A 17,482-nucleotide genomic window follows, 5' to 3' on the forward strand; every position below is an offset into this window, starting at 1 on the left:
TTTATTCACCTTAGGGATAGTTAACTTACAATACTAGAAATACCTTAAAAAACCTGTGTGAGACAGGTTTTCTAAGGCTTATTTACTATATAAGATTAGCTTTATTTAATAATCTCTTAACTATAACTGCAATTTCAGCTTTTGAGATATATTGCTTAGGAAAAATATCTATTACTTGTTCTTGTGTTAATTCACTATTTAGATATATACCTATACTTTCTGTTGCCCATGATGAAATTTTATCTTTGTCTTCTAGTTGATCTATAGTCTCTTTTATCTCATCTTGTGTATAATCAATTTTATAACCAATGATTTTCATTGCTCTAACAATCATGGCTATTGCTTCTTCTCTTGTTATTAGTTGATTAGGTTTAAAAGTTTGGTCACTATAGCCTTTTATAATTCCATATTCATATGCAGTTGCAAATATGCCAAACTGTTCTTCGTCCTTACTAATATCATCAAAAGTTACTTTTTGTCCTTTATCACCTAAACCTAATGCTCTAACAATTGTTTGTGTCAAAAATGCTCTAGTTATTTTTTCATCTGGACAAAATGTTGTGGCTGATTTTTCTTCAACAATCATTCTTGCACCCATCTCATTACATATATCTTCTGCCAAATGTCCTTTAACATCACTGTATTTCTTGGGATTATATACTACAGAATATGTACTGTTAGTTAAACTATTAATTTTGGCATAATATTTTCCATCTATAATCGTTATTTTTGTTGGCACATGACAAGTTGAGCCATCTTTATAACTAATTATAGCTGTTGTAATTTTACTTGGGTCTATTCCTTTTGGTATAGCAATCATTCTTTCAACATATGTATTAAATTTGGTTACTTCTACTGTTTTATTGTTATATGTACAAGTTATCTCAAAATCTACAGGTGGAACAACTAATGAAAATGAACTTTTCTTAGTTGTATTTTCTATTACTTTAACCATATCTTGACTTGTTTTATTTATTGATACTTCTACCTTAATTTTTTCTAAAGGAATATTTTTGCCTAGTTTTTTTGCTACTTCATTAATCTTAATTTCTTTTGTAGGTAATTTGTATTTGGCTTTTTTAGTAGCAATCTCTAATATAGTCTCCTTTTTATCCATTTTGTTTACTAATCTTCCATTAAGATGTCCTTCCATTTTGTCGGCACTTTCAATTGTTGGTAGTATAATAACTGATTGTTTTTTAGATTTAGAAAGTATGTTATCTACTAGTTTTTCATCTAGTTCTATTTTAACTTCTTTTTTATTGCTTGATAATTTTGTTTTTCCTACTACTTCCTTTTTGCCATTAACATATGCTGTTTGTTTTGTCTTTTTATCACTGCTTGGAGTGTAGCTACTATCATCACTATTATCATTATTTTCGCTACTGTTTCCATTATTATTACCATTGTTCTCTTGTCCTTGATCATTGTCTTTTTTAGGTAATGGAATGTTTTTTTGCCCACTTAGTATTTGTGATGATTTTTTAATGTGTGGATAGAAACTATTATCTATCTTGTCATCAATTAACCATTTATCTGTATTCCATTTAAGCTTATCAGAACTTGTATACCATGTTTTATCATGTAAATCATCTGTTGTTACTTCTTTTCCATAATTATTATTATCTTCTCCGATTACTTTTTGTTCTTTGTAATAATAGCAGTTAGCTATATGTAAGTCTATATTCTTATCTCCTACTAATTTATTTGCTTTATTTTCCTGTGTTGATTCTATATCTCCTACTAAAAAGCAGTTAGTTACATTTCCATTTCTTCCCTTACCTATTAATCCTCCAACAGCATAATGCCCTTTTACATTTCCTAGTGCATAGCAATTACTAATGTTACCATTATTAGACCCTATTAATCCTCCTATAAATGCAGATGTTTTATCATTTCCTATGATATTTCCTACAGCATAACAGTTATTAATTTCACCTATATTAGTTCCAATTAGTCCTCCAGCAATTCCTTTTTCAGAGTTCACAGTACCTGTAGCGAAACAGCTATCTATATTACCGTCTGCATTTCTACCTATTAAACCACCTACAACATCACCGCTATTTGAAACGTTTCCTGTAGAATAACTATATTCAATAGTTCTAATAGCAGGTTCTCCTTGTCTTATCATTGATATATGACCTATTAATCCTCCTACAAATTGCTTTCCATTAACTGTGGCATGTGAAGAACAACTTGTTATAGTAGTATCACCATCTGTTCCATCTTCAGCCATCATTGATTTATGACCAACAACACCAATAATTCCACCTACGCCTATACTTATATTAGCAGTGATTGTAGTTTCTGTTACATGAACATTTTCTATAGTTCCTCCTAGTACTTGTCCTGCTAATGCTCCAACATATGTACTATTTGGTACATTAATATTGGCTTGCACGTTAAGGTTCTTGATTGTTCCACCTTCTATTTTAGAAAATAGTCCTACGGGTACAGCTTTGTTTTCTTCTGATGCTGTAACATCTATTTTCAATCCTGTTATTGTTTTATTATTTCCATCTAATAATCCTTGAAATCCTTTGTCAGAGTTTTGAACTAATGGATTCCAGTCTCCTTCTGATGCTAAATCAATATTATCTAATAATTTAAAATGTGTTCCTTGTTTATTATAGTCTTTTATTTGTTTTAATTGTTGTATAGTTTTAATTTGGTATGGATCTGCCTGCGTTCCACTTCCACCTTCAAATACCTTTTTTTCTAATGGAAGTGATATATCTACTTGACCTTGCAACACCTCTGATGTTGTTTTTTTAATATGTGGATAGTATTTATTATCTACCTTTGTATCAATTAACCATTTATCTGTATTCCAATTTAGCTTATCCAAACTACTATACCACGTTTTATCATGAAGATGAGCTATAGTTGCTTCTGTTCCATAATTATTACTATCTTTTCCTGTTATTATCTGTCCTTTGTAGTAGTAGCAATTAGTTAGAGTACCATTTGCTTTAAGTCCTATTAAAGCATTAGATTCTCCATCTTGTAATGAGGTCACATCACCAGATGCAAAACAATTAGTTATTGTTCCACCCATAGCACCTCCTGCTAATCCACCAATTTTTCTATTACCTTCCACTTTTCCTATAGCATAGCTATTATTTAACTCTCCATTGCTCATGTTACCTACTAATCCGCCAATTAATACAGTATCTTTTCCGTTTTCCCCAATAACTTTACCTGTTGCATAAGAATAGCTGATTATACCCCCATTATTAGCTCCAATTAATCCTCCTGCATACCCTACTTTAGAAGTAATATCACTCATAGAAAAACAGCCTTCTACGTTACTGTTTTTATCTGCAATACCACCTATTAGCCCACCTGCATTAGATGAACTTGCTGTCACTTTTCCTTTGGCATAGCTTAACTTAATATCTTTATTCACTTGGGTACCAACATTATCTATTATTCTTCCAATTAATCCTCCTACAAATACTTTACCACTCACTACTGCATCTGCATAACAATTTATTATTTCTGTGTTTCCAAGTGTACCATCTGGAGTATCTCCTCCTATTGGTCTTTGTCCAATAATACCTATCATTCCACCAATACCATCACTTATTTCAGCAGTTAGTGAAGAGTTGGTTATATGAACGTTTTCAACTGTTCCTCCTAGCATCTGCCCTGCTAATGCCCCTACATATTTGGAATTTAGAACATTAATATCAGCTTCTATAGTTAAGTATTTAACTGTTCCTCCTTCAATCTTAGAAAACAATCCTATAGGTTCATTTGTTTTATCAGGTAATACCGTAGTACTAATATCTAATCCTATTATTGTTTTATTATTTCCGTCAAAAACTCCCTTAAATCCTTTGTTATATTCTTTACATAACGGTTCCCAATTTGGATTAGCAGATAATTCTATATTATCGACTAATATAAAGTGAGTTGATTGTTCGTTATGATTTTCTATTTTCTTTAATTGCTCTATAGTTTTGATTTGATAAGGATCTTCTTGCGTTCCTTTTCCACCTTCAAATTCATTTTCTATAACTTCAAATTCAATTAGTGATGGATAATTTCCTAATTTAAAATGCCATATATTAGTATCCCAATTGGCATATGTAGCTTCATCTTGCATCTCTTCTGTAGTTTTTCCTATTGATGTATCTTTTTCTAGTTTTGTTATTTGATTTGGACTAGTTTCAAGAATTGTTTTATCATAAAAACACTCCCCTAATTTACCACTATTCATTGCCACAAAGCTACTAATATTATTTATTGATATGGCTGATTCATACTGTATTGTTCCAACTGCATAACAATAATTAATCTTATAATCTTTACCCATAAAATTATCAGTTTTTCCAATAAATAGTCCTACAGCTAAATTATTTAACTTAGATATATTGATATTAATATTAGAGTAACAATTTTCGATTGTATTAATATTAGAGCTAGCAAATCCTCCTATAATTGCAGATGAAGTAACATTATCTGTATTTCCTTCTGGTATATCAATATTTATAGTTCCACCTTTAACATAACAATTTTTAATCTCTCCTTTATTATGTCCAACAAATCCCCCTAATTCAATAAAACTAGAGTTTTTTGTAGGATCTATAACATAATCAATATTTTCAAGCCCTAGATTTTTAATAATTTTGTCTGGTACAACAGTCTCAAAAAAACCTATTCTCTGTTGATTAGATTTTCTTATTTTGATATTTCGAATAACATGTTCTTGTCCATCAAAAGAACCTCTGAATTTTGATGGAGCCCATTCTATATTATTCAAATCGATGTCTTTTATTAATTTTACACATTTATTTGATATATCTTGTGCCGAATAAGCTAATTCAGCAGCTGTTGATATTACATAAGGATCTTCTTCTGTACCACTCCCACTTGCATAACCTGAAGCTACAGTACCATTCCATACATCTACAGAAGAACCTTCATCTTTTAGTGCTTCTACATTAGTTCCAAAAAAAGTTACTAACAATAATGCCATAATAGTTTGTGATAATATTATTTTTTTCCACTTATTCTTTTGTTTCATTTTTCACCATTACCTCTCCTTAATACGTAGGAAAATTACATAATTAAATTATAAATTATCCTATTGAATTAATATTAATTTATTACTATCATTATACTTTTTTATTCTCCCATTTTTCTCCCAAAATTTACATAAAACCCCCAAAAAGATAAAAAAATAGTATAGCAAAATATCTGCTATACGAATAAATATTATTTTATAGTATTAAATAGATTTACAATATCTTTGTGGGGTAATATACCTAACTCCTCATATAGTAATTGTCTATACTCTATAAAGTGCTTGGTAGCTTTCACTTTTTCATTATTTTTTTTATAAAGACTTAAGAGGATTTTAGTTGTTTTTTCATCATATACATTATAATAAAATGCTTTTTTGAGATATTCTTCTGCAATTGAATATTTTTCTATTTCTATATATTTCTCAGCTAAATTAATAAATATATTATTATTCATCTCTGATAATCGTTCCTTATCTAAAGTACTCCATATCCAATCTTCGCCTTGAAAATACTCGCCTTTATAAAGAACTTTTACTTTCTGGATTTCATTTATATTGGTCATTTTATTAATCTCTATATATTGTTTCTTAAACAGATCTATGTCAAGTTCTGCCTTATTACATTCTAAACAATACTTTCCTTTTAACTCTACTTGATTTTTCACACCATAATCTGTTAATGTCTTTCTTATGTAATATATACCATTGTGTAACTGATGAATAGCTTTTTTAATGTCCCATTGTGGCCATATTGTTTCAATTATCATATCTTTGGTGATTACTTGTCCATGATGGCATATTAAGAAAGCAAATAATTCTTTTATTTTTTTAGTACGCCACTTTATAGGAGGTTTATTATAGAACTTAACTTCAAATTCTCCTAGACAATTAATTATTAGAGGTTGTTCCTCGTCTTTTGAAATAGAATATACTTTATTTTTTGTTATAATTCTATTAATAGTCTTTTCTAATCTTCTTTTATTTAATGGTTTCATCAGATAATCTAATGCATAGAGTTCAAATGCATCTACGGCATATTCTTCATAAGCTGTTACAAACACTATATCTGTATTAGGACTACCGTCTATGATTCTTGATGCAAGATCTATACCTGTAAATTGTGGCATACTCACATCTACAAAAACAACATTAGGTTTAATCTCCAATATGATTTCTAAGGCTTCTGCAGGATTTGTAAACATACCTTCAACTTCTATATTATAATCATTAAGCAATATTTGCAATGCCCTAAGTGCAGGTCTTTCATCATCAACTAAGATTGCGTTTAACATGTTACCATTAATCCCTCCTACGTATTGGTATATTCCATGTAATATGTGTTCCCTTATTTTTACATCCTTCAATAGTAAGACCTTTTCCAAAAAGCTCTTTTAATCGATTATCAATATTACAAATTCCTATCTTTGTTTTTTCATCCTTTTCACCGGTTTCCATAAGATGGTCTTTTGTTAATCCCACACCATTATCTTCAATACTAAATAGCAGCTTATTATTCTCTGTATGGATGGATACAAGCACCCAACCTCCTTTTAACTTAGGTAGAATACCATGTATTATTGCATTTTCAATTAAAGGCTGTAGTATTAGTATAGGTACTCTAGTATCTAGATTAGCATCAACGTCAAATTTTACTTCTAAACGTTCTTCAAATCGGGCCTTTTCTATCTCTACATAAGCTTTGGCTAAATCTAATTCATTTTTTAAAGACACTAGCTGACTTCTACTCTTAAAATCAAAACTTCTTCTTAGATATTTACTAAACTGCTCCAAAAGTTCTCTGGATTTTTCTATATCATAATAGGATATAGAAATAATTGTATTTAATGCGTTAAATAAAAAGTGTGGTTTAATCTGGGCTTGCAATAAAGCTAATTCAGCTGTTGTTTTATTATCATAGTATTCCCTAAACCTAATGGCTTGAATTAGTATTTGAATATATATAAAGATTAATAGCCCCACAAAATTAATCTGACCAATATTGTAATTATTAGAGTTTGTTTTATCGATTAAATCAAACGTAGAAATTATTAAAAAAACACACATACTAATAATATTTAGCCATCCCTCTTTATGCCCTTTTTTTATGCCTATTCCTACGATAACAATAGTAGACAGAATCCCTAATAATTGACAGCAATTAGTTATAAAATCAAATTTTGAATAATATATTGGTAGTGTTATGATATACATGATTTGTGAAATTATGCCGTACAACGCATATAGTCTAATAATCCACCAAGAGAATTTTGATGGGTATAATTCAGATACAAATAATATAAGCCAAAAAACACACCACATTATTATTGTATATAATAAAAACATAAATCCATTAAAATTAATACTTGGAAATAATTGAAGAACAAACATGAGTTCAATTAAATCAATTCCAAATATAGTGAATATACACATCAAAGCAAAATATAATGTATATTTTTGTTCCTTGTGTAACGAGTATAGGGTTATATAGAATAGTGCTATAATAAAAAGTGTGCCTATTAAGAGAAATTCTCTTGCCATTATTTTATTACCAAGAGAATGGATACTATCTTGATTTCCTATATAGAGAGAATATTTAAAGCCACCTGTACTATGATGGTAATTAGATACTTGAATTATGATATCAAATGTTTTAGCCGGTATTTCAAAAAATAATTGCTGTGGTTTATATTCAGCCACTTCTTCCAAAGGTTCTTTTGCAACATGACCATTTGTACCAATTAATTCTTCGTCTATATATAATTTATATGCACTAGAAAAAGCATATACTCTTAATCCTAATTTGGTTTTTACAGGAAGTGACGTTTTGACTCGGAGTTTATATGTACCATAGCCTTTTGAAGGAAATGACTCATCCTTTAGTATGGATTGATTCCAAGCTTGTGGTACTGTCACTATTCTACCAGTATTTATTGACTCTAGTTGATTATTATCTAATAATGTTTTCCAGTAGAACTCCCATTCTCCATCTAGTCTAATATATTTCTCTCGATTCAAATTATAATTTGTCAAATCCAATATTCCTTTTTTACTAATAGGCATAGGTGTCTCTTTTTTACATACCCATATCAAAATACTTGTTAAAACTAAAAGATTAATGATAACAATTATTACTAATCTTCTTTTTATTAATATGTTCAAATTATGCTATCCTTCCTAATAAGTGTAATAGTTGGACTATCTTCATCAATATAACATGTTGTTTTAGATAAAGCAATAATTTCTGAAACATTATATTAGTTTATCTTTATTAATGTTAGAATCAGTATTAATAAATAATTGGTATATTCCGTTATATTTTTACTTATACTGAAAGTGGTATGAGTACGTAAATAGAACATAGAATTAGATAATAAGTACTTGATAATAATTATTATTATGTTATAATGATTGTCAAAGGATATATTTAGTAATTATACAATTGTTTCTAACACATAAAAGGAGGAAAGAAGATGAGTGTAAATCTACCTGTTACAAATGAACATGGTTTTTATGAGATTAGGCTTGAGAGTATTGGAGGTCTAGGAGCCAATCTTATTGGTAAAATTTTAGGTGAGTTAGGTGCTCTATATCTTGACCTTAACAGCTCTAATTTCGCAAGTTATGGTTCAGAAAAAAAAGGAACACCAGTTAAAGCGTTTATTAGATATTGTGATCCAAATACGGAAATAAGAATCAACAGTCCAATAGAAAAACCCCATGTATTAGGGATATTCCATGAGAATCTAGCTGGAAAAATACCAGTAATGGCTGGTGTGGATAAAAGTACTATGGTTGTAGTGAATACAAATGACGAGCCAGATGTTATAAGAGATAGATTAAAAATGCATGCCGGAACCTTAATATGTGTAGATGCTCTCAAAATATCATTGGAAGAACATACAAGAATCAATATGGTCTTACTAGGCGCAATAGGAAAAGCTACAGGCTTTATTTCATTAGACTCTTTGGAACAAGTAGTTAAGGAGACTATAGGTAAGAAGTATCCAGCTGCATTGGAAGGTAACTTGGCTGGAGTTAAAAGAGGTTATGAAGAAATTACAATCAAAAAATATAATGATGATGGTAAATATCCATATCAAGAATATAAAGAAGTAAAAAGGGATTGGGGTTATGCTAATGCACCTATAGGTGGTGTCAATACCATACCCGGCAGTACAGTGACTAACGATTTATCTGCTAGCAGGCAAGGTTATGTTCCGATATTTCATGTAGAGAAATGTATACACTGTGGTCTATGCGATACTACATGTCCAGATATGGTATTCCAATTTGTTGAAGGTAAGTACAAAGGGAAACCTGCAATGGTTAATAAAGGATTGGATTATCATCATTGCAAAGGTTGTCTTAGATGTGTAGAAGTCTGTCCAACAGCAGCATTAACAGCGGAAATAGAAAGAGATATAGATATTCATAAATTACATGTAAGAAATAAAGACTTGATTGCAGAACAGATGGAATTTCAGGATACGGGCGCTAATTCAATTGTCAATACTGAGAGCGGAAATTAGAAAGTAGAGGAGGATTAATAATGGTAGAACAAAAGATTGTTTTTGATAGTGGGAATGAGCTGGCGGCTTATGCTGCTAAACAAATAAATTATCATATAATGGGTTATTATCCAATTACTCCATCAACTAAGATTGCAGAACACTTGGATCTGCTAAAAGCAGAAGGAGAACATGATGTAATGATGATACCAGGTGATGGAGAGCATGGAGCAGCTGGTATCTGCTATGGAGCTACTGCTGGTGGCGGACGTGTTTTCAATGCTACATCAGCTAATGGTCTGCTATATGCTTTAGAGCAATTACCTGTACAGTCAGGTACTAGACTCCCTATGGTACTTAATGTAGTATGTCGTACGGTATCTGGTCCTCTTTCTATAAAAGGTGACCACAGTGATATTATGTATACTCTAAATGCAGGCTGGGTGATTCTCTTTGCAAAAGACCCTCAGAGAGTTTATGACATGAATATATGCGCTCTCAAGATTGCTGAAAAAGTTAAATTACCTGTAATAGTTGCTTTTGACGGATTCTTTACCAGTCATCAAAAGAGAAGAGCAAAGGTTTTTGCAAAAGATGAAGATGTTCAGGGGTTCGTTGGAAAATATGAGCCAGATTATCATCTGTTGGACCCTGATAAACCAGTAACTATGGGTTCTTATATGAATGAACCAGACTTGATAAACAACAAATTCCAACTACATGAAGCTATGAATGAAGCTAGAGATGTCATTAAAGATGTCTTAAAAGAGTATGGTGAATTATCAGGTAGAACTTATAATGTAGTTGAAGGCTATAAAATGGAAGATGCAGAAGCTGCTCTATTCATAATAGGTTCAAGTTATGATACTGCAATTCTTGCAGTTGATGAATTAAGAAAAGAAGGTAAAAAAGTTGGTGTATTCGCAGTCAATGCACTTAGACCTTGGTATAGAGATGAAATATATGATATGGTCAAGAATACAAAAGCTATAGTTGTAGCTGACAGACAAGATAGTTATGGTGCTAATGGTGGTAATCTCTCAATAGAGTTAAAGGCTACTTTGCAAGATTATAAATCAAATATTGAAGTTGCAACACTGGTTTATGGACTTAGTGGAAAGGACTTCTATATTGAAGATGCCATAGAGATGTTAAATAGGGCGCTTGACATAGCTAAGAGCCAAAAAGTAGATAATAGATTTGATTATTATGGTAATTATAAAGGTAATGAAAGTTATGAACCTAAGCAGTTATTCAAGCCTATAACTAAGGAGGAATCATCTCCAGGGGTAGTTACTGTAACTAAAGATGAAAAAACAGGCAGGTTTATTGCAAAAGGGGGCTTACCCAAGGTAGCTACCAAAATGCCAAAAAGATGGGGGCCAGGTTCAGGAGCTTGTCCAGGCTGTGGTATCCCTGTTAATGTTAATCTATTATTAAAAGGTATTGAAGGTAATGTAGTTTTATTATTCCAAACAGGATGTGGTATGGTTGTAACAACTCCTTATCCACAAACAGCATTTAAAGTAAGTTATATTCACAATCTATTCCAAAATGGTGGAGCTACTCTATCAGGTGTTGTAGAGATGTTCCATCAAAAACAAAAAAGAGGAGAGATACCAGAAGGAGATGATTTCACATTTGTTATGGTTAGTGGAGACGGTGGTCTTGATATAGGTATGGGAGCCGCTCTAGGTGCAGCACTTAGAAATCATAAAATGATAATAATGGAATATGATAATGGTGGTTACATGAATACAGGATATCAATTATCTTATTCATCACCAAGAGGAGCTAAGACTTCAACTTCTCATGTTGGCAAAGCTCAAGCAGGTAAGGCTAACTATAATAAGGATACTCCTATGATATTTGCAGCTACTAATATTCCTTATGTTGCTACAGTTGCAGAATTCATGCCAACAGATTTTATCAGGAAAGCTGCTAAGGCTCAGAAATATGCTTCAGAATATGGCTTAGCTTTTATAAAAGCATTATCAGCCTGTCCTCTTAACTGGGGTGATGAACCAAGATATGAAAGAAGTGTAATTGAAGCAGGAGTTAACAGCTGTTATCATCCTCTATATGAAATTGAAAATGGTATTACTACAATAAATTATAATCCTGAGACTAAGAATAAAAAAATCAAGATGGCAGATTTCTTCAAGATGATGGGAAGAACTAAACACTTATTGAAACCTAAATATGAAGATTTGCTAGGAGATATTCAGCAGGAAGTTGATAGAAGATGGGATAGATTAAAGGCTAGGAATGATAGCCCAGTGCTATAAAAGTTAATACATTGTTGAAATTAGAAAGTTGGTTTCTGTTACTCATGGGAATCAACTTTCTATAATTAATTACATGATTTGTTATTTTTAAGGTATAATATATAATAAATATTGATGTTGAGACTATATTAAGGAGACATAAGAATGAGTTTATCAATAGCGGATTTATTAAAATTACCTTCACTGAGCAATACTGAAATATATGGAGCCAAGGACATGGAAATATTGGAACAGAAGAATTGATAAGGGCTATTCTAAATGATGAACCTATGAAAATAAAAAGACTTGCTGAAATATTCCATATAGATGTTAGAGCAATACAGCATCTTCTTATTCTTCGTCATATTCTTAGGTAAGGCGAAGGTAAAGAACTCCTACGAAATGATAACAGAGTGTCTTCTATATGAATTAGAGGATTTTGAAGAGAAAATCATTTTAGTAAGTTTGCTAAGAAGGCTATGATGCAGATAAAATCAATGGTAGAAGAAGGCATTGATATCATGATCCTAATGAGAATAACTATAAAGATGTGTTGGGGGATTATGGTATAGAATATATAAAACATGGTACTAAAGAGTAATAATATAATCAAAAGCATATAGGTTTTTATTCTATATGCTTTACAGGAAGAAAGGAGATAAGAAGATATTATGAAACGTTTAATTATAATAATATTATCATTGTTATTATTATGTAGTTGTAAACAGTCAGTAGAAAAAAATATTACTGAATCAGATATAGTTGCTAATACAAAAGAGGAAACAAAAGAAACCAGCACAAAATCAAATGCTAGTAAAGAAGAAGTTAAAGAAATTAAAGAATCTAAAAAAGTAGAGTACCATAATCCATCTATGGTTGTAACTAATGAAGATTATGCATATTATTGCAATTGGGGGCATTATATAGATGATAATGGTAAATTTCACGGTGAAGGTGATGTAAATGCAGCAGCTATTATGCAGTATGAACTAAAGACCGGAAAAAAAGAGGTAATAGCTAATGTAGCTGCAGATGATAGAAGTTTTATATTAAAGGACAACTTTTTATTTTATACAGAGGATAGAGTTCTTTATAAGATTAATTTATTAGATAGAACATGTAATGATATTATTAAAAATATAAAGAGGGATTATTATTGTATAATTGATAATAAAATAGTATATATCAATAAAGAAGGAAAATTATTAACAGCAAATTTTGATGGAGAGATAGAAAATGAATTACTCGCAAATGAAAAAATATATTTGAGTCAAGTAAAAGGAAATAAAATTTATTTTGGTGATAGCTCTGATTCTATATATTGTATCAATGTAGATGGTTCTGATAATTATAAGGTGCTTAATAATGCATCGAGACCTATTATAACAGACACTACTATCTATTATGTTGGTGAAGATGGATTATATAAAGCTAATTTAGATGGTAGCAACCCTCAATATGTTGTGGGAGATTGGAATATGTTTTATTTTGAGGCAGGAGATTATATATATTATTACGATTTTGAAAAAGAGGGTATAGCTAGGATAGATATAGAAACAGGTATGATAGATGATAAAATAATTCATCTTGGTTTTATTGATATGATACAGATAGGTAATTTTCTTTATATAAGAAATATGCCAATGCCAGGTCAATATGAATATAAAAAAGTGAACTTAGAAACATTTGAAATAACTGACAATACAGAGATGTTCTTTTAATTATTAATTAATAATAGAGATATACAAGAGCTCTTTCATAGGAGAGAAAGTGATTTAATTAAAATAACAATATTAGAAGTTTATAATGAGGAAAATATGATGATAAATGTATTGCTGAACTAAGGATATTTTAAAGTATGAGATATAATTTGAGTAAAATTAAGCACCTAGTTAGTATAAGGGGATAGACTAAAATGACAAACTTATTTAAGAAATATATAGTACCTATAATTATCTGTTTGATAATATTTAGATTACAAGCTTTTGCAAATGGTGGTCCAATAGAATGGAATGGAGTCGCCCAAGGGGGCAATATACACTTTATAGATGTAGATGATATACAATTAAATTCTGAGTTCTTAGAGGTATATATCAATGAGTTCTACATTGATGTAAAAGTAACTTATAAACTATTAAATAAGGGTTCTAGTCAAAATGTTATATATGCTTTTCCTATAAAATTAAAAACCCAAGGTTATGATACTTATGATGAAATATGCTAAAAAAGATATTAACTTTAACATAGTTAAAAATCTGTCTATTGAATATAATAGGCAAAACTTTATAAAGGATAAAAAATATGTACTCAACAATGATGCAATTGCTGAGGTTATTGTATCTTCGGTTCTACAAGATGAAGAGAAATATACTTATAAGCCATCAAATCTATTTGATAAAGATACTAATACTGCATGGGTAGAAGGGAAAAAAGGTATTGGTATTGGTGAAAGTGTTGAAATATTACTAGAACCAGAAACAGAATTATTAGAAATAGGGATTAAAAACGGATATATAGCTAATAAAGATATATATTTAAAGAATGGGATTATTAAAAAGATAAAAGTAGAGTTATATGGTATGGATGATTCTAACAATGAGTATCAAATAATTACAAAAGAAAAATTGTTAAATAGAAATGTTGAAGACTTTGGACAAGTAGATTATGTAGATATTTACCAAGGTAATGGAGAAAGTTATTCTAATATAAGTAAAATAAAATTAACGATAATAGAAGCTGAGAAAGGTAGTACTTATGAAGATATATGTATAAGTGATATTATTTTATATGGCTACAATAATCCACAGAATGCTTATGTAAAAGGGTTTATTAGTACTGTAAAACAAAATGAAGATACTATCTTAAACCAAGATAAAAAAGGTGATAAGAAAAATGAAAAAGAGCAAATTACTATCCAAAATGACAAGACTAAAATACATGCAACTGTTAATGCAAGCAATAAAGAGAAGAACGATGAGATAGATAGTCATAATACAAAGTTAACAAAGATAATAATTATTATTGTATTGGGGATAGCTGTGATAGGAGCAGTTTTAGTATTTCTTAAGAAGAAATTAAAAAGTTGAATATTTGTAGATATAATTTTAAATTAAGTAATTCAAAACTGTTGATTGGCTATGGACAGTAGAATAATTAAGAAAGCCTTGGGCAGAAGGAAATAAAAAAGAGGAAATTGGTGAATGAATTGACATGAATCAAATATACGAGAATTTAATTTTGATTAGAAGGAGCTAAAAAATGAAAAATATAGATAAATGCCCCTATTGTAATAGTCGTATAAGCTTAATAAAAAGAAGACTCATATATTAAAAAATTATAGGTTATTATATTATGTAACATGAATGCGTTAAAAAATTCTATTTCTATATAGTGAAAGCTGGTAAATTTGAGATGAATCTAACGGTGTTTATGATATTAAAATTAATGAGTTTTATAGAGTGTTCTTAAGAACCTTAAACAAGAAAAAAATATTTAACATTAATGGACAAGATAAAACCCTTTCAGGATATGCACTTATAACATTGGAAAAACATCAAGAAATAATAAAACAAGGTATACAAGATTATAATAATTTAAAACATGAAAAAGATATTAAATTAGCCGATATAGACAAACTAACTTTTGAATTAGAAGAAATTATAACTGATAGAGACAATGAAATACAAAAGGTAATATCATATATAAGATAACCAATAAATAGTAAACATCTAATATTTCACTATCCCATTATATAATTGATACTATATACCCATAAAGCCTTGCTATAGTATAAGCAGGGTTTCATGGGTATTTTAATATAGTATTCTTACAAGATGTACCTTGTTACATAACATCTCATACAATATATAGAGGATATAAAAACTATCGATCTTGACAATCATAGAGAGACCAATTAGTTGATTATTATTGTAACTTTTGGCAAAAAAATAATGCATAATTTTTCCAGTACATATAAAATGATTTTTTATCTTAACGAAGTATTGTTATTTTTTTAATTATTTACTGAAACAAGTAAACCCAAATAAGATATTATTATCCATTTAAGTTGGTTTAAAACAGTGAAAATAATGTAATAAAGGGTTAATTAAATACAAAAAAGAAAACATATATTTTGGTAAAATAATAATGATACACAAATATAATATTAATTAATCAACACATAATTGAATAATAACTAAAATAATATGAGGGAAAAGAAATTTTTTAGGTATTATTGACAAGACACTTAAAAAGTAGTAATATAATAAGTGAAACAAGTTACATTGAAACAAGGAAGTATAGATATGGCTATCTAATACTCTTTGTAGTAGGTTGTTTATCATTATCTAAAGGGTGTAAGTTTTTATGAAGAAAGAGATTCAAATTGGTGCTTAAGATTTATAGCATAAGGACTCTGGAGCAAAAAAAATATTAAGGAGGACAAAATGAAAAAAACGGTAACGATAATAATGATTTTGGCTATGGTAATGTTGGTTTTTGCAGGTTGTAAAACTAAGAAAGAGGTAACACCTACAGATAATAGTACTACCGATAACAGTAATAAAGATAATAGTTCTAAGGAAGAATATGAAGTTGCAGTAGTTGTAAAGTTAACAGGTATTCCATTTTTTAATGTTATGGAGGAAGGTGTTAAGAAGGCAGCAAAAGATTTGGGCGTAAATGCATATGTAACTGGCGCAACAGATGCTGATCCAGCATTACAAAAAAAGATTATAGAAGACCTTATTACAACAGGTGTTGATGCAATTGTAGTAGTACCTAATGATGCAACAGTTCTTGAGCCAACGTTAAAAAGTGCACAGGAAAAAGGTATTCTAGTTATTGCAAACGAGTCACCAGGACAAGTTGGAGCTGATTATGATACAGAAATGATAGATAATAAGAATTTTGCAATCGCCGCTGCTGAAGCTGCTGCTAAGGCTGCTGGTGGAGAAGGACAATATGTATTGTTTGTTGGAGGACTTTCAGTTCCCCTACATAACGAATGGGCTGATTTAGCTACAGAATATCTTGCAGAAAATTACCCTAATATGACAGAAGCAACAGACCGTATCCCATGTGGAGAAGATACAGAATTATCACGTACTAAGACACTTGAACTTATCAAATCTTATCCTGACCTAAAAGCAATAATCGGATGGGGAAGTCTTGGTCCAATTGGTGCAGCTGAAGCTTTAAGAGAGAAAAAGATGACAGATGATATCGCTGTAACAGGTACAGTTATTCCTTCACAGGCTGCGCAATATCTTGCTGATGGTTCTATAGATCATGGAGTACTTTGGAATCCATCTGACTCAGGATATGCTGCTGTATATGTAGCAAAATCATTACTTGAAGGTAAAGACGTAGAGTCAATTGATGTTCCAGAAATAGGAAAACCAAAAGTTGATAATGGAAATGTTTTGATATTTGATGCTACATTAAATATTACTAATGAAAATGCAGATTCATTAGGATTTTAATTAGTAAAAAGGATTGATGCTGAGTGACATAAAGTGACTCAGCACCTTTATTATAATAATCTCTCGGAATCTTGAGAGATCATGTCAGCAAAGCTGACAAAAGCACTTTGACAAGTAAATATTGTCTGAATTACAAATAAAAGTAGAAAAATGGGTAAAAGAAATAGACATAACTGCTGTTATGCTTTAAAA

The 17,482-nt window shown here is 30.1% G+C and carries 10 protein-coding genes; 7 read left to right on the top strand and 3 right to left on the bottom strand.

All coding sequences use genetic code 11. From position 1 onward, the window contains the following. Positions 1-85: 85 nt before the first annotated feature. The 3 genes from N4A55_RS11555 to N4A55_RS11565 form a co-directional block, all read right to left on the bottom strand. Complete coding sequence (locus tag N4A55_RS11555; protein WP_293756458.1) at positions 86-5,032, bottom strand: GLUG motif-containing protein; 4,947 nt, start codon at positions 5,030-5,032, stop codon at positions 86-88. Positions 5,033-5,223: 191 nt separating this feature from the next. Further along, a complete protein-coding gene (locus N4A55_RS11560) occupies positions 5,224-6,324 on the bottom strand; it encodes a response regulator (protein WP_293756460.1) in 1,101 nt (366 codons plus the stop codon). A 7-nt stretch (positions 6,325-6,331) separates the two neighbouring features. Continuing rightward, positions 6,332-8,191 carry a sensor histidine kinase gene (locus N4A55_RS11565; RefSeq protein ID WP_293756462.1) on the bottom strand — a complete coding sequence of 620 codons (1,860 nt, stop codon included), beginning with the start codon at positions 8,189-8,191 and terminating at the stop codon, positions 6,332-6,334. Between the two features lie 311 nt (positions 8,192-8,502). Here N4A55_RS11565 and N4A55_RS11570 point away from each other — a divergent pair, with 311 nt between their 5' ends. From N4A55_RS11570 to N4A55_RS11600, 7 genes are all read left to right on the top strand, one after another. Beyond that, positions 8,503-9,561 (top strand): 2-oxoacid:acceptor oxidoreductase family protein, encoded by a 1,059-nt coding sequence (locus tag N4A55_RS11570; RefSeq protein ID WP_293756464.1) that lies wholly within the window; start codon positions 8,503-8,505, stop codon positions 9,559-9,561. Positions 9,562-9,581: 20 nt separating this feature from the next. Further along, the gene (locus tag N4A55_RS11575) at positions 9,582-11,828 is read left to right on the top strand and encodes a thiamine pyrophosphate-dependent enzyme (RefSeq protein WP_293756466.1); all 2,247 of its coding nucleotides are present in this window, start codon (positions 9,582-9,584) and stop codon (positions 11,826-11,828) included. A 650-nt stretch (positions 11,829-12,478) separates the two neighbouring features. Continuing rightward, positions 12,479-13,528: a hypothetical protein gene (locus N4A55_RS11580; RefSeq protein WP_293756469.1), complete on the top strand. Its 1,050-nt coding sequence runs from the start codon at positions 12,479-12,481 to the stop codon at positions 13,526-13,528. Between the two features lie 194 nt (positions 13,529-13,722). After that, the gene (locus N4A55_RS11585; RefSeq protein ID WP_293756471.1) at positions 13,723-14,031 is read left to right on the top strand and encodes a hypothetical protein; all 309 of its coding nucleotides are present in this window, start codon (positions 13,723-13,725) and stop codon (positions 14,029-14,031) included. Beyond that, complete coding sequence (locus tag N4A55_RS11590) at positions 14,015-14,893, top strand: NADase-type glycan-binding domain-containing protein (protein ID WP_293756473.1); 879 nt, start codon at positions 14,015-14,017, stop codon at positions 14,891-14,893. Before N4A55_RS11585 ends, N4A55_RS11590 begins: the two co-directional genes overlap by 17 nt. A gap of 372 nt (positions 14,894-15,265) precedes the next feature. Beyond that, positions 15,266-15,517 (top strand): hypothetical protein, encoded by a 252-nt coding sequence (locus N4A55_RS11595; RefSeq protein ID WP_293756476.1) that lies wholly within the window; start codon positions 15,266-15,268, stop codon positions 15,515-15,517. A 735-nt stretch (positions 15,518-16,252) separates the two neighbouring features. Further along, the gene (locus tag N4A55_RS11600) at positions 16,253-17,290 is read left to right on the top strand and encodes a substrate-binding domain-containing protein (protein WP_293756478.1); all 1,038 of its coding nucleotides are present in this window, start codon (positions 16,253-16,255) and stop codon (positions 17,288-17,290) included. Positions 17,291-17,482: the final 192 nt, after the last annotated feature.

Origin of the sequence: Vallitalea sp. (assembly GCF_025211055.1) — a bacterium.
Classification (GTDB): domain Bacteria; phylum Bacillota; class Clostridia; order Lachnospirales; family Vallitaleaceae; genus Vallitalea.

Excerpts from the sequence above, each read along its gene's own strand:
- N4A55_RS11555 (WP_293756458.1), bottom strand. The coding sequence starts at position 5,032 with ATGAAACAAAAGAATAAGTGGAAAAAAATAATATTATCACAAACTATT.
- N4A55_RS11560 (WP_293756460.1), bottom strand. The coding sequence starts at position 6,324 with ATGTTAAACGCAATCTTAGTTGATGATGAAAGACCTGCACTTAGGGCA.
- N4A55_RS11570 (WP_293756464.1), top strand. The coding sequence starts at position 8,503 with ATGAGTGTAAATCTACCTGTTACAAATGAACATGGTTTTTATGAGATT.
- N4A55_RS11575 (WP_293756466.1), top strand. The coding sequence starts at position 9,582 with ATGGTAGAACAAAAGATTGTTTTTGATAGTGGGAATGAGCTGGCGGCT.
- N4A55_RS11580 (WP_293756469.1), top strand. The coding sequence starts at position 12,479 with ATGAAACGTTTAATTATAATAATATTATCATTGTTATTATTATGTAGT.
- N4A55_RS11585 (WP_293756471.1), top strand. The coding sequence starts at position 13,723 with ATGACAAACTTATTTAAGAAATATATAGTACCTATAATTATCTGTTTG.
- N4A55_RS11590 (WP_293756473.1), top strand. The coding sequence starts at position 14,015 with ATGATGAAATATGCTAAAAAAGATATTAACTTTAACATAGTTAAAAAT.
- N4A55_RS11600 (WP_293756478.1), top strand. The coding sequence starts at position 16,253 with ATGAAAAAAACGGTAACGATAATAATGATTTTGGCTATGGTAATGTTG.